A 24,755-nucleotide genomic window follows, 5' to 3' on the forward strand; every position below is an offset into this window, starting at 1 on the left:
TCATCGGCGATGCAGCACCCAGGATTGACGCTTGGCCTCGACTTCGAAACCCTGTTCATGGGCAAAGTTCTTGACCACGTCCTGCATGACGAACTTCCCGGTCTCGTCCGGCCAAAGCCAATCGTCACCGCACAGGATGGCATCCGGGAACAGATGATGCGCAATCTGGAGGTCGATCTCGTGCTTGAAGGCATCAATATAGATGAGATCCGGGCAGATCTTGCGGCGGTGCAGGTAGTACAGCGCTTCCGGTGACGAGAGGCGCAGCGGATAAAAGCGGTCCTTGTAGGCGCGCAGATTGTTCAGTGCCACGGGGTAGTTTCCGTATTCCCTCAGCAGCCCGACAATCCTTTCCAGTTCACGGTCGGAAAGATGTTCTACATGACGCGACATCGTCGGATGGGTCGACATGCCCTCGACATATTCGGCCCAGTTGCCATTCCACGGATCCACACCGATCAGTTCGAGATCCGGCTTGGCGTTCAGCCAATGCCTGGATGAGCCGCCTAGAAAACAGCCGATTTCGACCATCAGACCTACATCGTGTTCAATCAACATGCGTTGTATGATCTCGCGGCCCCCGTCGCCGTTGCAATCCAGCGCCAGCAGAAAGGGCGCGTGTTCGTCCCAAGGAAAATCGGGCCATGGTTGGTCGCGTCTGAGCTTGCCCAGGCCGAGGATGGCATCAGAACCGGGGGGACATCTTCGGCTGGATAGACAGACTCTGCACCGTCGCGTTCTGTACGGACCATTGAAACGAAAGGGGCGGCTTTGATAACCGCGGCGGCAGAAGATTGTGCAGCGGATTTCGGTGCCGGGGCCTTTTTTTCCTGCTTTGGCTGCGAAAATGCCTCAGCCGGCGGGCGGGCACCTTTCTGATAGTGAAAGATGCTGTGACCCGAAATGCCCTGCCATGCGACAGTCGGAATGACCGCCCGGCGCAGGTCGTCGCGTTTGAACAACTGGATGGGTTCAATCAGATGGTCGCCCGGTCCCCAGACCTTGGTCAGCAGCGGTTGCAGGTCAGCAGAGCCAAAGATCCGCATATGATCCTCCTGCCCGAAGCGCGCGAGCCGTTCGGCATCGGTGAGGTCCGGCGACAGATCCTCGACTGTCTTTTCTCCCCGGATCGGGACAGACAGAAAATGAATGCCGCCCGGTGCCAGAATCCGGTCCATTTCGCGCAGGACGGTTTCCACGTTGCAGGGCACGTGTTCCAGAACATGGCTGTGCAGGATCATGTCGTAGCTGGCATCGGGGATTTCGCCCAGGTCGGTGCAAAGGTCCAGCTTGCGCATCTTGATGAACTTGCTCTTATAGCGCTCCACATCCAGATCAGCGCCCTGATAGGCCTCGCCAGACAGTTCCGTCAGCTTGCGCGCAAGCCCAAGCTCCGGCGCAAGATGCAGAATTCGTTTGCCGGGCTGGAAACCGCCAAGCCGGTCAAGCGTCATCCACATTAGTCGGTTGCGTTCCACACCTCTGCACTTTGTACACCGGGCGTTGTCGCGCCCGTTGAAGGCCTCAAATTCCGTTCCCTGACAAATCGGACATTCCAGTTCAGGGGCCTGTGACGAAATCTCATTGACCCCGGATTTCGCGAAGGCGGGGTCAGGGTTTTGCGGCTGGTGTTTTAAGGCCGGGCTTTGCCCGAGGTGGCTGACCGGGCGCCGCGCGCCGGCGGACACGATCTTGCGCAACACGAAAGTTGCGTTGGTATAGCTTGGATTATGGGCGATGCTGCGGCGCACCACCGCCAGCCGTCCGCCAAGGGAGCGCAGCATGTCGGAAATATCAGCGCCGTAATCCGTGTAGACCAGACATTTCGTCCCGTCCCCGGAGTTGTGATAACGCGCGGGCTTGATGAAGGTCACTTGGCCGTTCACAATCTTCGCGCGCGGCTCCGTGCGGTCGGGGAAGGGAAAATCGTTGGGGATCGTAAAGACATGCACGCCGCCTGGCCGTAGCACACGCAGTGTCTCGGCAAAGGCAAGTTCGATGTTGGGCAGATGCTCCATCACATCTGATGAGATTATCAGATCAAAGCTGTCTTCATCGAAGGTCAGCTGCGTCAGGTCTTCGTTGCGGACGCCATCCGAAGATTCGGTGCCAAGCGGCTCATCGGGCCGGAAATAGGACCTGGTGTAATTTTTCAGCCCCCGCAGGCGCTGGACAAAGGGCCCCCGCAATGCGGGTTCGTAGATGGCGACTTGCTGCAGCAGATTTTTCGAGACGAGATCGTCGATCGACAGGGCTTGTCCGCGACCGAATTCGTCGATGATGACACTGGCCTGATCACGCCAACGTAGGGTGAACCGACAGTTGGGGCAGGCGTAGGACTCGCGCAGGGACCGCTCATTCCCAAGTGTGAAATTTCCCTGGTGTCCGCAGATTGTACACAGCCCGTTTTGTTGGGATTCCTGCAAATTCATATCTCCTTGAACGAAGTAAGTTCAGCCAGCCGCCCTGTGCCGGACAGGGGGCACGGCATTTCTAAAAGTCTGGCGATAGGGGCCGGGATCGCATTGTCGGTGATACTATCAGCCGAGGGGTAGGAGCAATTCTCTCACCCCCCCTGGGACTTGATCGTTCTGCGGCCTTTTCTTGTCCTCTCTGCCGGCAAAGGATTGGATGAGGATTTTCATGTAAGCATGCTTTGAAGGGTTCTCGTCGTCTTTCGGCAGGTCGATCCGGGACACTTTGCCCGACAGGCAATGTTGTTCCCAAGCAAGCTTTACCGCGTCGAGAAATCCGGCATGATCAGGGAAGATCGACAGTCCCTCATCCGCCGTAAGGCCAAGCACGTCGGTTGAAATCACAGGTACGCCCATGGCCCGGTACATATGTACTTTCAGCGGGTTCATGTAGGATGAAACCTCGTCCGACACATGCGGCACTATCGCGAGATCGCAACTGCGCAGCAGGTTCAGAACCTGAGATTCCTGCATCGGGCCCCAGTAAACAACGTTTCGTCTGGCGGTTAGTCTGCCCAAGGCATCAATCCGACGCCGTGCCGCACCGACGAGGTGCAACGTAATGTCATTGGAGATCAAGGTTATGCTTTCGAGCAGACCCCAGTCGATTCTGTCGTTCATGTTCCCAGAATAGATGATGTTGAACCCAGTTTCGCACCCGATACCCGCCTCGGGGGGCTGCACTTCAGCGCCCGAGTACCAATTCGAGATAACTGAAACTCTACCGCTTTCAATATCCTGATCCGTGATCATTCCGTAATCCTTGAAGAAGTCCACGTTGAATTGAGAGTTGAATACCAGCGTCTCGGCCATCGAGGTCAGGCTGAAGTATTGCGATCCCACATACTTCTTGCTCGTTTCGGTCGACCAGGGAAACTGATTGTCTACGATATCTATGATGCAATGGAACTGCGAAATGATGTCATAGACTTGTTCGAGAAAACGAATTACGGGAAACAGGATCAGCGTGCTGTGCGTCGGAGAAATTCTCTGCTCGATCAGGTAGGATATGAAGTCGTTGTTTAGGGAATCCGCAGTGGAATGCAGGATAGTGTGATAATCGACACCGTACGCGTCCCTGTAAGATCTGGCGATCTTCCGGTCTATTGCGGGGCTGACGATCTTTGCATCACCGGAAAATTCAAAGGTCTGATTGGCGATGGCATCGTAAGTTGCCCGATGGCAAAACTCCAATACGATCACCCGGAAGGACGGAAACAGCGATTTGTAGGATCGCGCAATCTGATCAACGCGCCGGCCGTAGATACCCGCATCATTCTGTTTCCAAAGAAGGACCAGCGTGTTCTGGACCGCAAGGGCCTGTTCGGATGTGTCTTTGCCTAAAAGGCGGAAACTTATCGGAGGTGTCGTAGCCTTTGCCTCGGCTGCATGAAAGGCCTCATAGGCGCCATCGAAGGAGAACTGATGCGGTAGCCCGATCTCTGTTTTCAGCGTCATGGCATTCTTGATGGCCGCGGAAAACGTTGAGCTGTGGAAAATGAAGACCCCGTTGATGTTGTCCAGATCCTCGACGCTTTGACTGTAGGGGACCAGCGCTGGACGCCCCACGGCCAAGGCATCGCCGATCTTGGAGGAAATCTGGTATCTTGTGATGCTCTCGTCTTTGACGCCCTGTGTCGGAAACCCCGTGAGAACCAAATCGAACGTGGAGAGCAGGCCGAACAGGTCGGCGGTTTTGACATTATCTTGTACGACGACGCCCAGTTCGGTCAGTTCGTCTTTCAACGATGCCGGGCTGAAATCGCCATATACGTGGAATTTCAGGGGTATCTGCAAGTTCCAGCTGGAGACACGAATGGCCCGCGCAGCTTCGATCAGGCCCTTGTGGGGCCGCACTGTCCCAATGAACCCGATCTTGATGGCTTCGGGATCTGCCGGCGGTGGCGTGACGTATTGATATGCGGCTCTCGCATGGCGGACAACTTCGGCATCACATTCAGCCGCCAGCGTGGCGCTTGCAGCGGTATGGGCCGTGATCCCCGTTTGTAGGTATGAGGCCAGCGGCACCGAATTCGGGCCATAGTACCGATCTGCCTTGGTCTGTTTAGAAAAATGATGATCGTTGTCGTCATGGTCGAGAATCAGTTTCGTTGTTTTGCCGGAAATCCGTGCCGCTAGTTCGAATGTGGGCAGCCTCGGCTTGCTCAGCCAGATCGTTGGAAAATGCAGACCCACCATCTGGAAGAGCGAAAAATACTGATGCCTGTCATCCCAGGGGATGACGATCCTATCAAAATTCTCATTTTCTAAGGGTGCCCACAGTTTGGTGCCAAATTCCGAAAAGTTAAACGAGAACAGAAAGGCGGGGCGATGCTTGGCGATCACGTTGTAAAGGACATGGGCCCGGCCAATCGGGTTGTGGCTTGATTCCCAGCACGCGATCGCAACGCTGTCAGGTCTTTTTGCAACCTGTCTGGCCTTCATGACCTGCTGCAGGATCGCCCCGGCCGGAACACGCTGTTCTGCGACTCTTACGTGCACAAGCCACGATCGCTCTCCATTGCAGGCATGCAACTCAAGCCGATCACCGATTTCGATGCCCTCGGCAGAGAATTCAAACCCAAGATCACCGGGCAGGCCAACTTTATTGTTCACATCTCGTCGCGGAATGTCTTTTCGTAGCAATTTAATGGGAATGCTATTTTTCAGAACGAGCGGTTCGGTACCATCCTCTGCACCCACCAGCCAACCACTGTATTTGCCGTCTACCTGGTTTTCAATTCGACCCAGCGCCTCACTTTGTCGATACGGCAATTTGGTCAAATCTTCGGCATTCGGCATAGATACTCTCTCAGGCGTGGGGCCAACCGGTGGCAGTGGTTCTTGGACAACCTCAAGTGGTATAACATTATCGCCGGAGACCGGAAGTCCTTTCCATACGATCGTACAGCAATTCCTTTGCATGAGCTCGAAAAAAGGCTGACCTGCTCCCCCTAGAGTCCGCTAGTTAAGGTCAGCTCTGTTCAGGTTTTGGTCCTCTTCTGACCGGTTAACATATTCCGCTGGCGTCATGCCAGCGAGGCCTGTGTGTGGTCGGTGATGGTTGAAGTCGTTACGCCACGCAGCAATCAACAGACGGGCATGGCGCAGGTTGTCGAACTGGTGCTCGTTCAGACATTCATCCGCCTTGCGGATACGACCGCCTTCATGCTTGTTGTAAGAACACTTTCTCGCGCAATACCTTCTTTCGAGGAAGCTTGAAACATCCGATCAATGCAGCCCGTCAGTATCCTATCCTTCCCAGCAACTCCTGGATAATGCAGACTGTTTTCTCGACCTGGGCGATATCGGCTTCGAGGATAGCGCGAACGCTGTCATCTGTCTCCTCCGCAAGAGCCTTCCGCAGGTCAGTCAGTTCATCGGTAAATGCCTGACGCCGCTCTTCCCAGAGTTCCAGTTCTGCAACCTGATCTTTCGTGGCGGGCCCTTCGATCCATGCCGTACCGGTGTTCATGTCGATTTTCACCTGGTCGGGATGCGGCAGTGGTGATGGCAAGTCCGTGATGTTCAGCGCCTCGCGACGCTGCAGCTCACGGTCCCATTCGATCTTGTAGTCCATCGCCGTACTTAGCCAAGCATCGGCCAATTCCTTGTTCTGGCGCTCCGTGCTTGACAGCATCTCTGCAAAGAGCCGCTGCGCGCGATGCTGACCCTTGGCAGCATTCACCGCCAGTGCACGCACTATCGCTTGCGCCATAGGGACAGACACATTGCGATTGCCGTCACGCACCGTGATCTCGCGGTACGCCTCATCAATGATGATTGATTTCAGGCGTTCGTCATTGAGCGCGGGGCGCTTGTTCTTCGCGCCCCGCGGCCGCCCCTTCGGATTGCCGGAGGTTCCGGGCTTGAAGCGGCTCGACTTGGGCGGCTTGGCGTAACCGACGTCATAGTTTGTCCCGGGACGAACTGCGGGCAACTTTGCCTTGTCCTTGGTCATTCGGCAGCCTCCAGGATCACCTCAGACGCCGGCCAGCCGCAAAGCACCTGCTCAGCCTCATCCCGGGCGTACTGCTCCCACCGTCTAATGGTCCGGTCGCAATAAATCGGATCGAGTTCACAGAGATATCCTCGACGGCCCGTTTTCTCTGCGGCAATCAAGGTCGAACCAGACCCACCAAAGATGTCGAGGACAATGTCGCCCCGTCCGGAGACGTCCCGGATGGCGTCCGCAATCATCTGCACCGGTTTCACCGTCGGGTGTAGGACGAGTTCCTCCATACGCCCCGCCCGCATGGTGTTCACACCACGGTACTCCCAGACATTCGTGCGGTACCGACCATGTTGCCCCAACTCGAAGGTGTTGATGTGCGGTTCCGTCCCCTTTTTGAACACGAAGATCAGTTCGTGGCGCGACCGATAGAACGTACCCATGCCACCGTTGTCCTTGGCCCAGACGATAAGGTTCTTCAGCTCATCGTAGACCCCCTGCCCTGCCTCCAGCATCTCGGTTATGTGACGCCAGTCCATACAGAGGAAGTGGATCGAGCCGTCGAGGCTGTGATCCGCCAGGTTACGCAATGCCGCCGAGAGGAAGACCGTGAACTCTTCTCGGCTCATCTCGCCTGACGCCATGGCGAACTCACGGTGCTGGGTCTTTCCGGAGTTGCCCACATGGCCATCGATCGGAACGTTGTAGGGCGGATCCGAAAACACCATGCGGGCCCGCGCGCCCGCCATCAGCAAGTCCACCACCCCGGGGTCCAGCGCGTCACCGCAGACCAGGCGATGCCCCCCCAATTGCCAGACATCACCGGGATGCACGCGCGGAGGCGCATTCTCCGGCACCACATCGTCTTCGGGATCTCCTGGCTCTTCGGGGGCGACCGAGGCCAGAACACCGTCGATCTCCGGGATTGAGAACCCGGTGATGCCGATGTCGAAGTCCAGATCAGACGACATCAGCGCGCCAAGCTCTGCTGCCAGCAGATCCTCGTCCCAACCGGCGTTGAGCGCCAGCTTGTTGTCCGCCAGCACATACGCACGTTTCTCGGCTTCGCTCATGTGGTCGAGCCGCAGGCAGGGCACCGCCGCCCGCCCCAATAGCTTCGCGGCCTCGACACGACCATGGCCGGCAAGAATAGTTCGGGTCTCGTCGATCAGAACCGGGTTGGTGAATCCGAAGGTCCGGATGCTGTCTGCAATCTGGCGCACCTGCTTTTTGGAATGCGTGCGCGCGTTGCGCGACCAAGGTGTAAGATCGCGGATCGCTATTTGTTCGATGTTAGGCTTGGCCATGGCTGGCTCCATTGCTGTGGCTGCTCGCAGACAGAGTCACTCCGACTGCCTCGTTCGTAAGATATATCTACCGTCTGGCCAAATGTCAAATCCACGCGTATGGTTGCGTCAGACGAGGAAAACAAAGAGGCTATCCATGGACATCGGAGAACGGCTGTTCAGCCTACGGTCGAAAACCGGCGAGTCCCTGCAACAGGTGGCAGACAAGGTGGGCGTGTCGAAAGCACACGTCTGGGAATTGGAGAAGGGACGCAGCAAGAATCCCTCCTTCGACCTTGTGCGCAAGCTGGCAGCGCATTTTGGGGTGAGTGTCGATGTCCTCAATGGCGACGCCTCCGAGCCGGACAAGAAGGACATGGCGGTCGATCGCATCCACCGCGGCCTTGAGGAACTCTCTGAGCGCGACCGTGGCATCGTGGAGCAGATGATCGAGGCTATGAGGAACAAGAGTACAAGTGACGTTTGACACTGTCGCTCTCGACCGGATGAAACTCTCGGACATCCATGCACCACGTCGCCTTGGCAAGGTCCTGCACGACATGCTTGGACGCCTCGATGGCCCTGTCCCAATTCTCGACATCGCCCGCGCCCTCGACGTCTCCGAAGTTCGACTGGACGAGTTCGATGGTTTTGAAGGAATGCTGCTGACAACCCCGGCAAGAAGAACGGCAACCATACTTGCCAACACGAGATACGGGACGCGTCGCGCGCGTTTCTCCGTGGCCCACGAGCTCGGTCATTTCCTCTTGGAGAGGCATGTTCTTTCAGACGCGAACGGGTTTCGATGCACGCCCAGAGACCTTCGGGAGACCCGAGATGGACAGCGGCACTTCAGACAGGAGGCTGAAGCTAACCAGTTCGCGATCGAGGCCCTAGCACCAGTTTCGATGGTGAAACCCTTTCTAAATGGCGAACCCGATCTGCGCGCTGCGCTCTCACTGCGCAACCTTCTCGACATCAGTCTGGAAGCGGCAGTCCGGCGGATTTTGGACTTGGCGCCAGTGTTTCTAGGGGCCGTGTGGTCTCACAATGGTGCTATCCGCTACCTAATCAGAACTCAGGCCTTCCCCTTTTTGACCTGTGGCAAGGGCACCCTCCTGCCCGAGGCCTCTGCAGCGGCGAGCGCAGTCGCCAACGGCAAAAGAGGAATTACTGAAATGCGAGATGTGCATTCAACAATCTGGACTGACCGGGCCGACATTGGGCTGAAAGAGCAGACCCGCGTAGGGAAAAATGGGCACGCGGTGACGCTTCTATGGGCAGATCTTCCGGACCATGACGACGAAGAAAAAGATCATGGTGTGGCTGAACTCGTAGTCCCCGGTTTCCGCTGATCCACGAGGCTCCGGTTCTATCCTGTTCCCTTCCCTGTTCTCCGCTACCCTTTCCCTGATGTCAGTTTCAAAATTCCCTGTTCTGCAGAGAACAGGGAATTGCCTGCAAGCCATTGAAACTGCGTGATGATCCAGCGCTATCCACCAAATATTCACCAGCATATGGCCAAAAATCAGCGGGGGTCCCTGTTAATTCCCTGTTAATCGCTCGAAATGACCAGACCGGATAGCCAGAGACTGGCAGCACAGCCACCTCCCTCCCGCAATCCGGACCGTTCGACCTGGGCGCAGCGCTCTGCCCGTGGTTTGAAAGCGTTGCCGTAGGGGTAGCGCGCAGGAAATGTTGGAGAAAAAGCAAAGAAAAATTTCAGGACCTACTTCTCCAACTTTCGTCCACCCTCACGCCGCTTCTCAGCTTCAGCCATCTCGATCGCCTCGTGTAGTTTGTTTTGGAGCCAGTCGTAGATGTGTTCAGAAATTTCGATCGCCTGCTTTGACCTGTCAGTCTTTGGGTTCGGAACAGGATAGACTTCGTTACGTGTCTTAACCGCGGTCAAAATAACGAAGTGCTCATATTGGACAACTTCCTGCTTCGATAAGGTCCCTCCAATGTGCCTCCCATCTTTAACTACTATGGTTCCGCTAGGAAGTGAGCGGTACATTCCGTCTTTGCTTCCAATGACATTGCCTACCATAACGTGCTTGCCATTACCCAAAAATGACGCGCCTCCTATGGAAACTCTCCTAGGCTGAGCATCGCGCTTACTCTCAAAAACGTGGTTCGCGTCAGCTCTTGCTTGGAACGCAAATTGGAGCAAAGGGTCGCTTTTCTGCTCTGCCAATAGCTTATCGGACCACCCCTTAGAGCGACCGTCGTTAGTCGCTCTCCGCAGAGCGGAAACAGCTTTGACATAGTGATCAAGTACGCCGGACCAAGCACGCCACAGCTTCTTTGTTTCTTGAACAGAAACTAACTCTTTTAAGGAATCTCCGACATATTCAACTTCTTGTTCCGCATTGCGGAGTATCTGTTCGTAGCCTTGCCTCATTTCTGACCTTCCTGATTTATTGATCCAACTGCTGAAGGCATGTGCTTAGCAAATTCTTTCTTGATGCAAATTAGCCTGCCGTTGAAATCCGCCGATGCTGTTTGGGGAGTTCTCGTGGATACCCTTCCATCATGAATGGCGATTTCAAAAGGCCAAGTAGCGCACAGTAAATGTTGGCCCAGCGGGCGGGACAATACGCCGGCTTGCCGGCTGTCAGCAGCTCCGGGCGTCCGGGTCGGAAACTGCCGTCCAGAGTTGGGGATAGTGTCGCACGATGCCGAAATCGTCAGTCACGAGAGTTGCCGCATAGTCGTGGGACGGCGAGCGATATGCGAACTCGGTTCGCGATAGACGCCGGTACACCTGCCTCAGAGGCTTGAAACGCCAGTCCTGCGTATCGAGCCAGACAGCGGTGGTTTCTGCTTCTTCACCAACGGCCAGTCCCAGCCGCCTGATCGCGTTCGTATTCGTGGCAGGCGTGAAGCCGAGGTCGACGTCGAGAAGGCCACTTGCGCCCTCAACGTCCGAACAGTCGCTGCTCCATGTACCCGCCGGGTTCCGCGACAGGCGGAAATCTCTTTCCGTTCCGCCGACCCAACCGCTGACCCGGGCGGACCGCGTCGACCAATCCGGATTGCAGGAAACGCGATACTCGAACTTCGCCGGCTCATCGCCCTCCAGATAAAGCGCCGTGCCTGAAATTCTGTAGCCATCGCCGGAAAGCGCGTAGGTGCAGGCATCCATCCCCTCGGCGTCGATCCGGCGCCACAAGACTTTACGTGGAAGCTGCGTCTGGTCTGTGCTCATGCAGGCACCCTACCACCAATGCATCCGTTTTGCCCGCCCCGGTCCCGAACTTCACCTGCGTCAGCTCGTTCGCGGCGGCAGCACGCGATAGGGACCGGTCGCCTCGAACGCGCTGGCGCAGGACAGCAGCGCGTTGTCGGACCAGCCCCGTCCCGCAAAGGTCAGGCCGACCGGCATCCCGATGTCATCCGCGATGCCCATCGGCACGGTGACCGTGGGAACGCCGCAATGGCGGATGGCCAGATTTCCGTTCGCGACCCAGGTGCCGTTGCGCCACGCAAGGTCGGCGGACGCGGGTGTCACATCGGCATCTGCGGGCCCGACGTCGGCAACGGCGGGGAAGATCACCGCGTCCAGGCCGAGATCGTCGAGCCAGTCCTCGAGATCCCTGCGCCGCGTCGCCTCGAGCCCCTCGAGCCCTTCCGCGAGGCCGGGAATATCCCTGAAATCGTCGACCCCCTGTGCGCGTGCAAACGCGGGGTAGTCGGCAATATCGTGATCGAACCCGAAATAGCGGTCGGGCAAGGCCCCGTCGGGGTGCGGAAATATCGATGCGCCACCGACCTGGCTGAGGCGGTTCAAACGCGGGTCGGCATTCAGACGCAGGAACAGATCCCAGGACCAGACCGACAGATTCCAGGCTTCGCGATCGAGGAACCCGTCGGGGACAAGGCCACGGTTGCGGATGGTGGGTGCACCGGGGCGGTCGCCTTCGTAGTTCGTGATGAGCGGAAAGTCGGTCACGATCACCTCTGCCCCTTCCGCCTCCAGCGCCGCGCAAGCACGCTCCATCAGGCGGATGAACGAGGGCCGGGTGTCGATCCGCTGTCCCGTGGAGCCGCCGATGCCGCCCTCGGGGTTGGTCCCCGCCTCCGGATCGGCGTTGATGTACATCGCAGGCAGGGCAAAGCGCCGGCCTTTCAGCGTCGCCGTCCCGGCCAGGGCCGAATAGGACTCAGGCCGAACCTGCGACGCGGCCGGTATCGAAACCCACGGCTGCATCCGCCAGAAATCGCCTTCGGTCTCGGGATCGTCGGCGACGAGGAGGTCGAGAAGCGCCAGCATGTCCGCCATGCTTCTGGTATGCGGAACGACCACGTCCATCGTCGGAACGAGGGGCCAGTTGCCGCGAACCGAAATCACGCCGCGACTGGGCGTGTAGGCGCAGAGCGCGTTGTTCGCGGCGGGTGCCCGCCCGCTCGACCATGTTTCTTCGCCCAGGCCGAAGGCGGCGAAGCTTGCCGCGGTCGCGGTGCCCGATCCGTTCGACGACCCCGAGGCAAAGGCCGCCGTCAGGAAATCGGCGTTGTAGGGAGACTCGGCCCGCCCGTAGAGCCCGCGCTGCATCCCGCCGTTGGCCATCGGCGGCATGTTCGTCAGACCGATCAGGATCGCGCCCGCCGCACGTAGCCGGGAGATGACGAAGGCGTCGTCGTTGGCGACGAGATCCGCGAACGCCGGCGAGCCGCTGGCCACGGTCATGCCGCGCACCTTGTAGCTGTTCTTGGCGGTATAGGGGATGCCGTCGAACGCCGAAAGCAATTGCCCCGCGGCCCGGCGTTCGTCCGATGCACGCGCCTCTGCAAGGGCTTCCGGGTTCAGCAACGGCACGGCGTTCAGTCGGATCCCGCCGTGATCGTAACGGGCGATGCGGTCGAGATAGGCTGACACCAACTGCTCCGCAGTGGTCTCTCCGGCGGCAAGTGCCGCCTGCAGGTCCGCGATCGACGCCTCTACGACATTCATGTCCCGCTCCTCGTTACAGGTTACAGGTGCCCGCCGCTCCGCGGGCCGGCGGAGCGGGGCAGCGATGCCGGCGCGCCCGACACCTTCAATTCAAGTGTGTTCGAAGGCGGGTCGCACCGCAAGCGGCCGCTGTCGATCCGGCCGCCTGCCATGATTGCCGCGGGCACCGGGCAAAGGTGCCGAGCGCCCGCAGCTTTCCCTCGCCTAGCTCAGCGAACAGTTCGGATCGTTGGCCTTGATCCGTCCGAAGTTTTCCACGATGTCGAACAGCCCGTCTGCCCGGACCCGACCGATGATCGAGTTGGTGGACATGATGTTGGTCTCGGGTGACACCGACACCGTGCCCTGGGGGGCCTCCAACGTCATGCTCGTTATCGCCTCGACCAGCTCCGGATCCGACGTGCCGCCCGTCTGCTCCACCGCCGCCGCGTAGAGCATGAACCCCGTGTAGGCCGCTTCGGAAATGGAATTGACGAGCGCGTTCTCACCGAACATGTCGCGGTAGGCGGCGACGAAGGCGTTGTTTTCGGGGCTGTCGATGGTGGTGAAGTAGGACTGCGCCGACAGCATGCCTTCCGCCTCGCCGTCCGGCAGCGCGCTGGTGGTGAAGACTTCGTCGAAGGCCTGGGTCACGTAGGCGGGCTTCATGTCGAAGCTGCGGTACTGCTTGACCGCCGTGATCGCGTCGTTGCCCACGACCATCGTCCAGACCATGTCGGGATCGACCTCGCGCACCTTCTGCATCGACGGGCCGTAGTCCTGCGTGCCGAAGGGGAACAGGTCCACGCCCACGACCTCGCCGCCGTGCTTTTCAAAGGCTTCCTGGATGATCTTCGACGACACCTGCGCCCAGGCATAATCCGATCCCTGGATATAGCAGGTCTTGCCGACATTCTCGACCAGCCATGGCACGTAGTTGTCGATCTGCTGGTTCGGCACGCCCCCTGTCGCAATCATGAAGGGGTCGCATTCCCCGCCCTCGTAATAGGTGGGATAAATGTAGAGCTTCTTGGCCGGGCCGGTGACGGAAAGCGTCGCCGTTCGCTCGAGGCTCAGGATGCCGCCCATCATGACGTCCACGTTGTCCGAGAAAAGCAGCTTGCGCGCCTTGTCCACGGCGCCCTTGGTGCTGGTCTGGTTGTCTTCGATGATCAGGTTCACTTCTCGTCCGCCGATGCCGTTGTCGGCATTCAGCTGGGCCGCGGCCAGCTTGTAGCAGTTGGCCAGCGTTTCGCCCAGGATCGCGGACAGCCCGGTGAGCGGCGCCGTGACGCCCACGTTGATCACGTCGGCGGCACGCAGGATCGACGGCGCCCCCAGGGCAAGCACACCCGCCGCCCCGGTGGATTTCAGCATTTGTCTTCTCGAGATACTCATGGTTTTCCCCTGTTGGTTCATTTTCAGATGGCCAGGTGACGGGCGACGAATTCCTCGTCGTCCAAGAGCGTGGGCGGGCCTTCGGCCACGATCTTTCCCTTGTCCATGACAAGGCAGCGATGGGCGGTGGTGCGGATCAGATTGAGATTCTGCTCGACCAGCAGGACCGACAACCGCCGCTCCTTCACGATCCGGGTGATGAGGTCGCCGATAAGATCGACGATGTTGGGCTGAATGCCTTCCGACGGCTCGTCCAGCAGCAGCACCTTCGGCTTGCCGCACAACGCGCGGGCGAGCGCGAGTTGCTGCTGCTCCCCTCCCGACAGCGTCCCGCCCATCTGGCCCAGACGCTCGCGCAGCCGCGGGAACATCTCCAGCACATCCTCCATGGCGTCAGGGTCGTGGCCACCCGCCGCGCGCATGCCGGTCAGCAGGTTTTCCTCGACCGTCAGCTTCGCGAAAATCTGCCGTCCCTGGGGCACGTAGCCGATCCCGGCGCGGGCAAGCGCGTAGGGCTTCATCCCCGCCGTGTCCCCGTCGAGGAAGCGGATGGTCCCGCCGGTCTTCGGCAGGTGGCCGGTCAGCACGCGCATCAGCGTGGTCTTGCCCACCCCGTTGCGGCCGATGACGGTCAGAACCTCCTCTTCGCCCAGTTCGAAGGACAGGTCGCTCAGTACATTGATGGTACCGTATCCACCGGTCAGGTCTTGTGCAGACAGGATCATGCGTGCCTCCCCAGGTAGATGTCGCGCACCTCCTCGTCCTCGGAGATCGTCTGGAAATCCGAATCCCGCAACAGCGCGCCCTGGTGCAGCACGACCGTCCGGCAATCGAGCGCACGCACGAAACTCATGTCGTGTTCGATCGCCACGACGCTGCAGACCTGCGCGACCTCGCGGGCGATCTCGGCCGTCCGGGCGGTCTCTTCCGGTGTCATGCCCGCCGTCGGCTCATCCAGCAGCAGCACGCGCGGCCGGATCGCCAGCACCATGCCGATCTCCAGCCATTGGCGGTGCCCGTGTGACAGGTTGCAGGCCAGCGTGTCGGCCTTTGCCGTGAGGCTCACACGCTCGAGAATGGTGTCGACGCTCATGCCGCCGCCCCGCGCGGCGCCGGGACCGTTCACCGAGACTTCGATGTTCTCCCGCACGCTCAGATCCTCGAAGGTGCTGGGCACCTGAAACTTGCGCCCGATTCCCGCGCGCACGATGTGATGCGGCTTCCAGCCCGTGATGTCCTTTCCGGCGGTCAGGACCTGCCCACTGTCGGGCTGGATCACGCCGGTGATCAGGTTCAGCAACGTGGACTTGCCCGCACCGTTCGGCCCGATGATCGCGACCAGTTCCTTGGCTCCGACCGAGAACGACACGTCGCGCGTGGCGCGGACGCCGCCGAAACTCTTCGCGAGGTTGCGGGTTTCGAGGGCGGCATCGCTCATGACGTCCTCCTTCCCGTCAGCCTGCGCCCCATCCGGCCCAGCCATGGCAACAGCCCGTTCGGCGCGGTGAAGACAAGGATGACAAAGCCGACCCCGACGATGAGCGGCCACAAGGCGGCGCTGACAGACGAAATTTCCTGCTGGAAGCGCATCACCAGGAAGGTGCCGACCACCGGCCCCACCAGCGTGCCCCGCCCGCCGACGACGACCCACATGATCACTTCGGTCGACAGCAAAAGACCCACAAGGTCGGGAACCACGATGCCGGACGTGGCGGCGTAGAGCGCCCCGGCAAACCCCGCGATGCCCGCCGACAACATCAGCGCCTTCAGCAGTTCCGCCGACGTGTCGTAGCCAAGAGACCGTGCCCGCGTCTCGTTGCACTGGATCGCGGTCAGAACCTTGCCCGTGTGCCCTGCACTCAGGGTCGCGACCACGAAGTAGAGCAGGACAAGCGTGCCCAGCGCGAGGTAGAGAGAGCTGGTGGGCGAATAGAAGACGAAGCCTCCGAGCGTCAGCGGCGGCACCCCGACAAGGCCCGCATCGCCCCCGGTGACCGCGACCCATGAAATCGCAAGTTGCTGCGCGATCACCCCAAGGGCCAGCGTCACGATGGTAAAGAAATCGCCCCGGATTCCGGCGAACAACAGGAAGTAGCCGATGACACCGGCCACCACCACCGGCAGGGCCACGGCCGCGCCGAGCCCGGCCAGCGATCCCGCGGTGCCGCCCAGCTCCGGCGCGACCAGCGCGTAGGCATAGGCGCCCACGCCGAAGAACACCGCGTGTCCGAAACTGAGCTGGCCCGTCTTTCCCCAGAAATAGTCCAGCGACAACGCGAACAGGCCGAAAATGGCCGCGTCCCGCAGCGCCGTCGTGTTGTAGTAGTCGAGGTAGGGGGAGGCCACCAGCAGTGCCGCCGCCAGCACGAGGAAAATCACCGTGTGGCTTCTGTCCTTGCGGAACAGCTCTCCGAGGCCGCCCCATCCGGTCCTGCGCGCGCTCATGGCTTCACCAGACCCTGCGGCCGGAACCGCACCAGAATGATCGCCAGCAACAGCACGATGGCCCGCGACAGGCTTGGCGACAATTGATAGGCGATCAGGCTGTCCAGCCCGCCGATGAAGGCGCTGCCCGCCAGCACCCCGCCCATGGAGCCGACCCCGCCCACGATCACCACGAAGAACGAATTGGCCAGATAGTTCACGCCGATCTGCGGCAGGATCGACACCAGCGGCGCCACGAGCGCGCCCGCGACGGCGGCGACCGCACTTCCGATCGCAAAGGAGATCGAGAACGTGCGCGCCGTGTTGATCCCGACCGATTCCGCCATCTCCCGGTTCTGTATCACCGCCCGCAGGTCCAGCCCCAGCGAGGTTTTCCGCATCGCGATGGCGAGGGCGACGAAGATCAGCAACGCCAGCGTGATCAACAACAGTCGGTAGGCCGGATAGGCCGTGCCCATGATCTCAACCGCGCCCTTGATCGGTGCGGGTACGGTGCGGGCCCCGGTCCCGAAGGCCAGTTGCAGAAGTTGCTGGAACGCCAGACTGACCCCCCAGGTCGCAAGGATCGCCTGGATCGGCCGGTCATAGAGATGCCGCACGATCCCCCATTCCAGCAGCAGCCCGCCAAGGGCACCCACCGCCATCGCCAGCATCAGCCCCCCCACGAAACCGAGGCCCGCGTCATGGGCCACCACCATGGCAAAGGCGCCGATGGCGACGAATTCGCCATGCGCCAGGTTCAGCACGCGCATCAGACCGAAGATGATTGCCAACCCAAGCCCGACCAGCATAAGGATGCTGGTCAGGGTCGCCGCGTTCAGCAGGATGACGATCAGGTCACTCACTGCGCGGCCTGCCTTTCACGCAATGCCGGATGGCCCGCGATGGCGCGCTCGATGGCCTCCTGCTGGTGGGGCTGCAGGTCCTGCCCCGGCCATGCGGCCACGACCTCCTGCAACGGATCCTTGAGTTCCGTGCGATGACCGGACATCTCCTCCAGCATGGCCATCGCGCAGTAGGGCACGTAGGCCTCGCTGTAGCCACCCTCGTGCACCGCCAGCAGGCGGCCCATGCACAGGTCGGCCGCCCGTTCCATCAGCCGCGCCGTCATCCAGCGGTAGGTCTCGCTATCCAGCAGCTGGCGCGCCAACGGGTCGAACCCGTTGGCGTCGAAACCGGCGGCGATCACGATCAGATCGGGCGCGAAGGCGTCGAGCGCCGGCAGGACCGCCCGCTCGAAGGCCGCCTTGTAGGCCCCGATCCCCGATCCGGCGGGCAGCGGGATGTTCAGGTTGTAGCCCTCCCCCGCGCCTGTACCGCGCGCGTCATGGCCCCCGGTTTCCGCCGGGTAGTTCCCGTCCTGATGGATCGAGATCGTCAGAACGTCCGCGCTGTCATAGAACGCCTGTTCGGTCCCGTTGCCGTGATGCACGTCCCAGTCCACAACTGCCACGCGGCCCACGCCCAGCGTCGCCTGCGCGGCCATGATCGCGACCGAGATATTGGCCAGCAGGCAGAAACCCCGCGCCCGGTCCCGCTCCGCATGGTGGCCGGGGGGACGCACGAGGGCATAGGCATTTTCGACATTGCCGGACAGAACCGCCTCCATCGCGCTGAGCACGCCGCCGGTGGACAGCCGCGCGATCTCGTAACCGCCCGCCGAAAACTGCACCGACTCTCCGGCTACACCGCCGGTCTTGTCGATCTGCTTGAGGTAATCGAGGTAGTCCTGCGTGTGAAACCGCAGCAAGTCCGCCTCCGCGATCAGGCGCGGCTTCAGCGGCACCAGATGATCGCTCAGCCCGCTCGCCTCGACAAGGTTGCGGATGCGCCGCTTGCCTTCGGCGGTTTCCGCGCTCGGCATGGGCTGGTGCACGCCCTCGCAGGGCACGACCAGTATGGCGCTGCCAGGGTCATGCCACATGTATCTTTCGTGAAACAGAAATCCGGTCGCCATAATTCCTCCGCATCCTTCGAATCGCCTTGCATCATGCTTAGGTGATCCGGATCGGTTGCGGACCCGTCGCAGGTCGGGGGAGTGATTTCAGCCGTCCCCGACTTTGGTATGGGCCGGGGTCAGCCCAAGATGCTGCGCGCTCAGGATGGCCTGGGCCCGGTTCTTCACCGAAAGCTTGGAATAGATATTGCCTAGGTGCCACTTCACCGTCGGCAGCTTCATACCCAGATTGCCGCCGATCTCCTCGTTGGTGTTGCCCAGAGCGAGCTGCGCCAGCACCGCCTGCTCGCGGTGGGTCAGCTCCTCCAGCAGCGCCGCCTGTCCGGCCTGCGCGGCCGGCCGGGCGGGCGTGGCGCCCCCTGCCCGTGCGGCGGCCAGCAACTGGTTGATGTAGTTGCGTATCCCCGGGTCGATGGTCAGGGACTGATCCCGCGAGAGATGCCGGAGAACGTCGGTGATCTGCGGCCCCTCGTCGAGGAACGTTCGGACGAACCTTTCGCCTTCGGAAAGGCGAAGCGCCTCGGTCAGCGCGGCGGCGGCATCCTGCATCTGTCGCAGGTTGTGAAAGGCCAGCGCCCGCAGCACCAGCACCTCGATCTCGCGGCGCTTGCGCTGCGCCGCGTGGTTCTGTTCCAGCAGTTTCTCTGTCGCCCTGATTGCACCAAGGGATTCGCCCTCCGAGATCATGCGCCGGATGGCGGCGATCGCAGCGAATTCACGCACGAAATCCGGACCGTCCTCTCCGGCACTGGCGGTCCGCGGGCGACCGGGCGGAGGGCTGACATCCGCCCGGTCGGCGGTCAGGCGGAGCCGCTCCGCGATCAGCCGGTCGAGGTAGCGCTCGAACTTCATCTTGGGTTGCAGGCTGGCAAGGTCCAGCTTGCGAACAGCCTCGTCCCGATGTCCGGCCGCCGCCAGCAGCCTGATCTCGAGCAGGTCCATGGAAATCTGCTGCACCACCAGCGCCCAGGACCGCGCCACCTGATGATGCTGATGGAACAGTTGCTCTGCGGCGCGCAGGTCGTTGTACTCGTAAAGGATTTCCGCCAGCGCGACGCTTGCCAGCGCCTCGGGATAGGATCCCGGCCCCAGCCGCGTCTGGCTCTCGCGGATGGACTGGCGCAGGATCTGTTCGGACAGGCGCAGGTTGCCGGCGTTCTTTTCCGTCAGTCCCAGCAGAAGATCCGCCATGAAGACGCCGAAGTAGTGGCGCGCCGCGGAATGGACGGCGCGGGCGTGTTCAAAGTAGCGCCGGGCGCTGGAAAGCTCGCCGAGCGCCAGATCGACGTGCCCGAGGATATTTGCCAGTGTCCCCGACAGATAGGGGCGGTCCGGAGGCAGCCTTTCCAGCAATCCCCTGGCCTTCTCCTTTGCGGCGGGGAAATTTTCCATGGCGCTCAGCATGCCGACTTCCATGACGCTGATCTCGCTCGGCGCGATCCCCGCGTCGTGATCCGCCTCGCGCAGCCGCTCCATCGCCAGCCGCGCCTCTTCCAGCCGGGTGGCGGCATCCTCGGGGCTCGCGCCCTGCATCAGCAGCCACAGGTGGCACAGCACGATTCCCGGCCTGTCCCGCTGAAGATCCGCCGGGATCATGTCCAGCAGCCGCCGGGTTTCCAGCACGTAGCCCTGCAACAGCCGGTTCACGGCGTGTTTTTCCACCAGTTCGACCGCCCGTTCTTCCAGCTCTGCCAGCAGGGCATGGCGCACCGCCTCGACGATCCGGTCCTCGTCCTCGAACCACTGGCTCGCACGGGCCGAGACATCGCGCCGCTGCGCCTCGCTGACCCGCGCCAGAAGCAGCTCCTGAAACAGGTGGTGATAGCGGTAGCGCCCCTCCGGCCCGTCGAGCCGGATCAGGAACAGATTGCGCTCCGCCAGTTCTCGCAGGCGATCGGCGGCGTCGGTCCAGCCCAAAATGCCTTCGCAGGTCTCGACCGAGAAACGGGTCAGGATTGCCGTCTCGAACATGAAGCGGGCGAGGTCTTCCGGCAGATTTCTCAGCACCTCGTCGAACAGGTATTCCGAGATCTGGTCCTGCGTATCAGCCTGGTCGAAGACGGACCGGGTCGCGGCGGTTCCGGTCATGTTCGACAGGCTGATCGCCGCCATTCGCATTCCCGCGGGCCAGCCCTCGGTCCGATGGTGGATCTCTGCGATGGTATGTTCGGGAAGCACCGCCTGGCAGTTCTCTTCGAAGAACGCCGAAGCCTCCTCGGCCGTGAAGCACAGGTCCGACTGGCCCAGCTCCAGCACGTCGCCCGAAAGGCGCAGCCGCGCCAGCGGGAAATCCGGCTTCTTCCGGGTGGTCAGCACAAGGTTCAACCGCAGCGGCATACCCTTCATCAGCCGCGCGACAAAGGTGGACGCGGGTGTGCCGTGGATCAGGTGATAGTCATCAAGGAAAAGGACCAGTCGCTCCTGCTCCGGGCCGATTGCGCGCGCCAACCCCTCCAGCAATTCCCGCTCGGGGAAGGCGACGGCGGACCCCAGCAGCGCCAGCAGGCGCGGCGCCGTGTCGGGCGCGAGCCCCGTCAGCGATTTCAGCAGCTTTTCCACGAACTGCTCGGGCGACGCGTCGCTCTCGTCAAGGCCGATCCAACCGCGCGGGACTTGCGCCGCGCCCAGACGGTGCCACCACTGCCGCGCCACGTGAGACTTGCCATACCCCGCAGGTGCCTGAACGATCAGCAGTTTCACGGGCCAAGCGCCTTCGACCCGCGAAATCAGCGCGTCCCGCGCGATGAACCCGGTTCCCGCCCCTCGGGGCGCCCCGGCAGACAGCGTGTCGCCAGGTGCTACGGTCATTTCGGCTTCTTGATCACGGTGGCAGGATCCATCGGCAGGCCAGGTTGAGGGGGCGCATTCACGCGGATATGCGGAATGCCACCAACATAGGGACAACGCGACAGCAAGCAAACAACTCTGCCCGTGTTAGCACGTGCCTCGCCCCTCGCCTCTATTAAGTTCGAAATATTGAGTATTCGCGCCGAACCGGCTTCCTTCCGGACATGACACACGTTTCCAACCCGCCCCAGGGCACCCTTTCCGTCGCGGACCTGCGCTTTGTGCCCCCTGCTCTGCCACCGGCACACCTGGCCGAGGCGTTGCGCCGGGACTACGGGCTCGAGGGCCCGCAGAAACCGCTGGCCGGCGAGCGGGACCAGAACACGCGCGTCCGAACGACCGGTGGCGACTATCTGGCCAAGGTCGCCAATCCGTCCGAGGATACCGTGCTCATCGACTTTCAGATCGCCGCGCTGGAGCACCTTGCGGCACTGGACAGCACCCTGCCCGTTCCCCGCATGATCCCCGCCCGCGATGGCGCGTTGACCGTCCCCGCCCACCACGCAGACGAGACCTTCAGCCTGCGCGTGCTCAGCTTCCTGCCGGGCACCCCGCTGAACGTGACGAACCACGTCAGCGACGGACTCGCTCGGGACATCGGGCATCTGCTGGGCCGGCTCAATCGGGCTTTCGAGGGGTTCTCGCACCCCGCGGCAACCCACTTCATGCCCTGGAACACGCTGAACGGCCTGCTGGAATCGCGCCAGCTTTCGCAGGACTACCTGCCGGACCACCTGCGCGCGCGTTGCGAGCCCGTCATCCGGCGGCTGGCCGCCGCCAGCCTGCCCGCCATGCGGGACATGCCGCAAGTGATGATTCACGGCGACGCCCATTCGGGCAATATCCTGATCGCGCCGGACGACCCCGACCGGGTCTGCGGACTGATCGACTTCGGCGACATGATCGCCGGCCCCGTCCTGCAGGAGCTTGCCGTGGCGCTGGCCAGCCTGATCGAACACGAGGTCGACCCCGTCGCCATTTCCATCGCCTGCCTGCAGGGCTTTGACGAGGCAAGCACGCTGCCGCTTGACCAACTGCCTTACCTGCACGACGCGATCCTCGCCCGAATGATCCTGACGGTGGAGCTTCTGACTTTCCGCGTCCGGCACGACCTGTCCGGGGCCGAATCCCTTGCCCGGAACGAACTGCCCCGGTGCATCCGCGCACTAGAGCGCGAGCTCGACACCGACCCCGAGGCTTACACGCGCCGCGTTCTGGATACGGCCTACCAGATGGAGTGATCCCATGTCCCCCTTTTCCGGCAATCAGGAACTTCTGGCACGCAGGCGCAAGGTGCTTGGTCCCGCGTACAGCCATTTCTACCGCGACCCTGTCCAACTTGTCCGGGGCGAGGGCGTCTGGATGTGGGACGCCGAGGGGCGCAGGTATCTCGACTGCTACAACAACGTGGCGTCGGTCGGCCATTGCCACCCCGAAGTGGTCGACGCGCTGCACCGGCAGGCGCAGCGGCTCAATACCCACACCCGTTACCTGCACGACTCCATCGTCGAATACGCCGAGATGCTGGCCGAGGTCTTGCCCGGCGACATCTCGGTCTCCAACTTCGTCTGCACCGGTTCGGAGGCGAACGACTACGCCTGCCAGATCGCCCGCCGCGTCACCGGCAACAAGGGGTTTATCGTGCTCAGGGGCACCTACCACGGTGCAACGACGCTGGTGCGGGACCTTTCCCCCGCGATACGGCCCGACCCCTGCCCCGACTACATCTGCGAGATAGATGCGCCCGACACCTATCGCGGCGTCCCGTCAGACGACCCCGACCGCTTTGCCGCCCATCACGCGGCCCAGATCGACAGTGCCATCGAGACGCTGCAGCAAAGAGGCCACGGCGTCGCGGCGGTCATCGTCGACTCGATCTATGACGGCTCGGGCATCTTTGCGCCGTTGCCTGTCTACCAGCAGCAGATTTTCAGCCGCGTTCGTGCGGCAGGCGGTCTGGTCATCGCGGACGAGGTCCAGTCGGGTCTATGTCGCCTCGGCGACCACTACTGGGGTGTCATGGATTCCGGCGTGGTGCCCGACATCGTCACCATGGGCAAGCCCATGGGCGACGGTCACCCGCTGGCGATCACGGCGACCACCCCGGACATCATGCAGGCCTACGTCGACCGGGGCGGAGAATACTTCAACACCTTCGCGGGAAATCCGGTCTCGGCCGAGGTGGGAAAGGCCGTCCTCAGGATCGTGGAACGCGACAACCTGCTTGGACATGTGAAGGACACCTCCGACGACCTGTTCGCCCGTCTGCGCGCGCTGGCCGACAAACACCCCGTGATCGGTGATGTCAGGGGCAAGGGGTTGTTCATCGCCGCCGAGTTCGTCGCGGACCGCGCGACCAGAGCGGCCGATGCGGCGACCTGCATGTCCTGCGTCGAATGGATGAAGGACCATGGCGTGCTGGTTTCGCGCATGGGCGCCCACGGAAACATCATGAAAATCCGCCCGCCCCTTGTCTTTGGCAAAGAGGAGACGGACCTGCTGCTGGAAACCCTGGATGCCGCCTTGGCGCGGCACTAGGACGGGGCGCGGTCCGACCTCACCCGTCGATCAACTTGCCGATGAACATCGAAAACAGCTCGCCATGTCCCGTGACGCCCAGCTTGCGGTAGATGTTCGACCGATGGATCGCCGCGGTGCCGGGAGAGATGTCCAGTATCCGGGCAATGGATTTCGACGAATGGCCCTTGAGCAGAAGCTGGGAAATTTCCCGCTCCCGGTCGGTCAGCGTGGCCGACCCGAAATCGCTCATCACCTTCGATACCGTCGCGTGCACGCGCCGACGCGCGGCCTCCGAGGCGGCGTTTTCAGGCACATGCGGGACAAGATGCCGCCGGAACATGCCCGTCAGAACCGGGTGGACCAGCTTGATCAGGGCCAGCGCGTCATGGACCTCATCTCCCAGCGAAACGTAGATCGACAGATGCGCACAGCGGTCGGGACCGATCTGCATCAGCGTGCCGATCTCGTGGTCGGCCAGTACCTTGATCCAGTAGCGCGCAAAGGTCTCCGGCATCTCGCGGTCCTCGCTGCCCGCGAGGTCCAGCAGCACCGTCCCGAAGAACCGGTCTTCCGCGAACAGGCTGTACATCGGGTCGAGGACATAGATCCCGTTGGTGTATTCGACCATGTTGGGATCATGGCCGGGTGCATGGCTGAAAAGCGTCCGGGGCTGCATCCCCGCTTCGAATTCAAACAGTGATACGGACTGCGTCGGAATCCTGCTTCGCACCCAGTTGACGACAGCCTCGGGGAACGTCCGCGCGCCGACATGGGCATCGAGGTCCGCGATCTCGCCGAACAGCCGGGTCAGGGCGTCGCTCGGCAGAAGTTTCGCAAGATCCCTTGTGTGGCTTGGAAGTTCTTTCCGCATGTCGGACCTTTTCACGTATCGGACGCTCTGCACAAGTCCTTGGGCCCATGGGAACTGGTGCTTGGCGAA

General features: G+C 61.5%; 20 protein-coding genes and 1 pseudogene. 4 read left to right on the plus strand and 17 right to left on the minus strand.

What is annotated here, in order from left to right:
* The 6 genes and pseudogenes from BOO69_RS14230 to BOO69_RS14255 form a co-directional block, all read right to left on the minus strand.
* Window positions 1-558 carry a class I SAM-dependent methyltransferase gene (locus BOO69_RS14230; protein WP_156874938.1) on the minus strand — a complete coding sequence of 186 codons (558 nt, stop codon included), beginning with the start codon at window positions 556-558 and terminating at the stop codon, window positions 1-3.
* A complete protein-coding gene (locus BOO69_RS14235; RefSeq protein WP_071972774.1) occupies window positions 552-2,432 on the minus strand; it encodes a class I SAM-dependent methyltransferase in 1,881 nt (626 codons plus the stop codon). The genes BOO69_RS14230 and BOO69_RS14235 overlap by 7 nt, the downstream gene beginning before the upstream one ends.
* 108 nt (window positions 2,433-2,540) lie before the next feature.
* Window positions 2,541-5,276 (minus strand): glycosyltransferase, encoded by a 2,736-nt coding sequence (locus BOO69_RS14240; RefSeq protein ID WP_172839550.1) that lies wholly within the window; start codon window positions 5,274-5,276, stop codon window positions 2,541-2,543.
* A 162-nt stretch (window positions 5,277-5,438) separates the two neighbouring features.
* Window positions 5,439-5,636: pseudogene (locus BOO69_RS22860) on the minus strand (integrase core domain-containing protein); the annotation flags it as partial.
* Window positions 5,637-5,718: 82 nt separating this feature from the next.
* Window positions 5,719-6,435, minus strand: coding sequence for a DUF5681 domain-containing protein (locus BOO69_RS14250; protein ID WP_071972776.1), 717 nt, complete (start codon window positions 6,433-6,435; stop codon window positions 5,719-5,721).
* Window positions 6,432-7,733 (minus strand): site-specific DNA-methyltransferase, encoded by a 1,302-nt coding sequence (locus BOO69_RS14255; RefSeq protein WP_071972777.1) that lies wholly within the window; start codon window positions 7,731-7,733, stop codon window positions 6,432-6,434. The genes BOO69_RS14250 and BOO69_RS14255 overlap by 4 nt, the downstream gene beginning before the upstream one ends.
* A gap of 136 nt (window positions 7,734-7,869) precedes the next feature.
* Here BOO69_RS14255 and BOO69_RS14260 point away from each other — a divergent pair, with 136 nt between their 5' ends.
* Together BOO69_RS14260 and BOO69_RS14265 are read left to right on the plus strand one after the other, a co-directional pair.
* Entirely contained in the window at window positions 7,870-8,199 is a 330-nt protein-coding gene (locus BOO69_RS14260; protein WP_071972778.1) for a helix-turn-helix domain-containing protein, read from the plus strand.
* Between the two features lie 19 nt (window positions 8,200-8,218).
* On the plus strand, window positions 8,219-9,067 hold the full coding sequence (locus BOO69_RS14265; RefSeq protein WP_156874939.1) for an ImmA/IrrE family metallo-endopeptidase: 849 nt from the start codon (window positions 8,219-8,221) through the stop codon (window positions 9,065-9,067).
* Between the two features lie 374 nt (window positions 9,068-9,441).
* On the opposite strand, the gene BOO69_RS23090 is transcribed toward BOO69_RS14265, so the two are convergent.
* From BOO69_RS23090 to BOO69_RS14315, 10 genes are all read right to left on the minus strand, one after another.
* On the minus strand, window positions 9,442-10,116 hold the full coding sequence (locus BOO69_RS23090) for a hypothetical protein (RefSeq protein WP_156874940.1): 675 nt from the start codon (window positions 10,114-10,116) through the stop codon (window positions 9,442-9,444).
* A 213-nt stretch (window positions 10,117-10,329) separates the two neighbouring features.
* Window positions 10,330-10,923 carry a putative glycolipid-binding domain-containing protein gene (locus BOO69_RS14275; RefSeq protein WP_071972781.1) on the minus strand — a complete coding sequence of 198 codons (594 nt, stop codon included), beginning with the start codon at window positions 10,921-10,923 and terminating at the stop codon, window positions 10,330-10,332.
* 60 nt (window positions 10,924-10,983) lie between these two features.
* Window positions 10,984-12,669 (minus strand): amidase, encoded by a 1,686-nt coding sequence (locus tag BOO69_RS14280; protein WP_071972782.1) that lies wholly within the window; start codon window positions 12,667-12,669, stop codon window positions 10,984-10,986.
* A 204-nt stretch (window positions 12,670-12,873) separates the two neighbouring features.
* Window positions 12,874-14,046 (minus strand): substrate-binding protein, encoded by a 1,173-nt coding sequence (locus BOO69_RS14285; RefSeq protein ID WP_071973834.1) that lies wholly within the window; start codon window positions 14,044-14,046, stop codon window positions 12,874-12,876.
* A gap of 23 nt (window positions 14,047-14,069) precedes the next feature.
* Window positions 14,070-14,771 (minus strand): ABC transporter ATP-binding protein, encoded by a 702-nt coding sequence (locus BOO69_RS14290; protein ID WP_071972783.1) that lies wholly within the window; start codon window positions 14,769-14,771, stop codon window positions 14,070-14,072.
* On the minus strand, window positions 14,768-15,484 hold the full coding sequence (locus BOO69_RS14295) for an ATP-binding cassette domain-containing protein (RefSeq protein WP_071972784.1): 717 nt from the start codon (window positions 15,482-15,484) through the stop codon (window positions 14,768-14,770). The genes BOO69_RS14290 and BOO69_RS14295 overlap by 4 nt, the downstream gene beginning before the upstream one ends.
* Window positions 15,481-16,491, minus strand: a complete 1,011-nt coding sequence (locus BOO69_RS14300) for a branched-chain amino acid ABC transporter permease (RefSeq protein ID WP_071972785.1) — start codon at window positions 16,489-16,491, stop codon at window positions 15,481-15,483. The genes BOO69_RS14295 and BOO69_RS14300 overlap by 4 nt, the downstream gene beginning before the upstream one ends.
* Window positions 16,488-17,336: a branched-chain amino acid ABC transporter permease gene (locus BOO69_RS14305; protein ID WP_156874941.1), complete on the minus strand. Its 849-nt coding sequence runs from the start codon at window positions 17,334-17,336 to the stop codon at window positions 16,488-16,490. The genes BOO69_RS14300 and BOO69_RS14305 overlap by 4 nt, the downstream gene beginning before the upstream one ends.
* On the minus strand, window positions 17,333-18,415 hold the full coding sequence (locus tag BOO69_RS14310) for a class II histone deacetylase (protein WP_237267478.1): 1,083 nt from the start codon (window positions 18,413-18,415) through the stop codon (window positions 17,333-17,335). Before BOO69_RS14310 ends, BOO69_RS14305 begins: the two co-directional genes overlap by 4 nt.
* Window positions 18,416-18,535: 120 nt before the next feature.
* The gene (locus BOO69_RS14315) at window positions 18,536-21,256 is read right to left on the minus strand and encodes a winged helix-turn-helix domain-containing protein (RefSeq protein WP_071972787.1); all 2,721 of its coding nucleotides are present in this window, start codon (window positions 21,254-21,256) and stop codon (window positions 18,536-18,538) included.
* Between the two features lie 203 nt (window positions 21,257-21,459).
* Here BOO69_RS14315 and BOO69_RS14320 point away from each other — a divergent pair, with 203 nt between their 5' ends.
* Both BOO69_RS14320 and BOO69_RS14325 read left to right on the plus strand, forming a co-directional pair.
* Window positions 21,460-22,536, plus strand: coding sequence for a phosphotransferase (locus BOO69_RS14320; RefSeq protein ID WP_071972788.1), 1,077 nt, complete (start codon window positions 21,460-21,462; stop codon window positions 22,534-22,536).
* A 4-nt stretch (window positions 22,537-22,540) separates the two neighbouring features.
* Window positions 22,541-23,833 carry an aspartate aminotransferase family protein gene (locus BOO69_RS14325; RefSeq protein WP_071972789.1) on the plus strand — a complete coding sequence of 431 codons (1,293 nt, stop codon included), beginning with the start codon at window positions 22,541-22,543 and terminating at the stop codon, window positions 23,831-23,833.
* A 19-nt stretch (window positions 23,834-23,852) separates the two neighbouring features.
* Here BOO69_RS14325 and BOO69_RS14330 read toward each other — a convergent pair whose 3' ends face one another.
* A complete protein-coding gene (locus BOO69_RS14330) occupies window positions 23,853-24,686 on the minus strand; it encodes a helix-turn-helix transcriptional regulator (protein ID WP_071972790.1) in 834 nt (277 codons plus the stop codon).
* Window positions 24,687-24,755 lie beyond the last annotated feature (69 nt).

The sequence above is a fragment of the Sulfitobacter alexandrii genome (genome assembly GCF_001886735.1).
In the GTDB taxonomy this organism is placed as follows: Bacteria; Pseudomonadota; Alphaproteobacteria; order Rhodobacterales; family Rhodobacteraceae; genus Sulfitobacter; species Sulfitobacter alexandrii.

Coding starts and splice junctions, on each gene's coding strand:
- BOO69_RS14230 (WP_156874938.1), bottom strand. CDS start 558: ATGTTGATTGAACACGATGTAGGTCTGATGGTCGAAATCGGCTGTTTT.
- BOO69_RS14235 (WP_071972774.1), bottom strand. CDS start 2,432: ATGAATTTGCAGGAATCCCAACAAAACGGGCTGTGTACAATCTGCGGA.
- BOO69_RS14240 (WP_172839550.1), bottom strand. CDS start 5,276: ATGCCGAATGCCGAAGATTTGACCAAATTGCCGTATCGACAAAGTGAG.
- BOO69_RS14250 (WP_071972776.1), bottom strand. CDS start 6,435: ATGACCAAGGACAAGGCAAAGTTGCCCGCAGTTCGTCCCGGGACAAAC.
- BOO69_RS14255 (WP_071972777.1), bottom strand. CDS start 7,733: ATGGCCAAGCCTAACATCGAACAAATAGCGATCCGCGATCTTACACCT.
- BOO69_RS14260 (WP_071972778.1), top strand. CDS start 7,870: ATGGACATCGGAGAACGGCTGTTCAGCCTACGGTCGAAAACCGGCGAG.
- BOO69_RS14265 (WP_156874939.1), top strand. CDS start 8,219: ATGAAACTCTCGGACATCCATGCACCACGTCGCCTTGGCAAGGTCCTG.
- BOO69_RS23090 (WP_156874940.1), bottom strand. CDS start 10,116: ATGAGGCAAGGCTACGAACAGATACTCCGCAATGCGGAACAAGAAGTT.
- BOO69_RS14275 (WP_071972781.1), bottom strand. CDS start 10,923: ATGAGCACAGACCAGACGCAGCTTCCACGTAAAGTCTTGTGGCGCCGG.
- BOO69_RS14280 (WP_071972782.1), bottom strand. CDS start 12,669: ATGAATGTCGTAGAGGCGTCGATCGCGGACCTGCAGGCGGCACTTGCC.
- BOO69_RS14285 (WP_071973834.1), bottom strand. CDS start 14,046: ATGAGTATCTCGAGAAGACAAATGCTGAAATCCACCGGGGCGGCGGGT.
- BOO69_RS14290 (WP_071972783.1), bottom strand. CDS start 14,771: ATGATCCTGTCTGCACAAGACCTGACCGGTGGATACGGTACCATCAAT.
- BOO69_RS14295 (WP_071972784.1), bottom strand. CDS start 15,484: ATGAGCGATGCCGCCCTCGAAACCCGCAACCTCGCGAAGAGTTTCGGC.
- BOO69_RS14300 (WP_071972785.1), bottom strand. CDS start 16,491: ATGAGCGCGCGCAGGACCGGATGGGGCGGCCTCGGAGAGCTGTTCCGC.
- BOO69_RS14310 (WP_237267478.1), bottom strand. CDS start 18,415: ATGTGGCATGACCCTGGCAGCGCCATACTGGTCGTGCCCTGCGAGGGC.
- BOO69_RS14315 (WP_071972787.1), bottom strand. CDS start 21,256: ATGACCGTAGCACCTGGCGACACGCTGTCTGCCGGGGCGCCCCGAGGG.
- BOO69_RS14320 (WP_071972788.1), top strand. CDS start 21,460: ATGACACACGTTTCCAACCCGCCCCAGGGCACCCTTTCCGTCGCGGAC.
- BOO69_RS14325 (WP_071972789.1), top strand. CDS start 22,541: ATGTCCCCCTTTTCCGGCAATCAGGAACTTCTGGCACGCAGGCGCAAG.
- BOO69_RS14330 (WP_071972790.1), bottom strand. CDS start 24,686: ATGCGGAAAGAACTTCCAAGCCACACAAGGGATCTTGCGAAACTTCTG.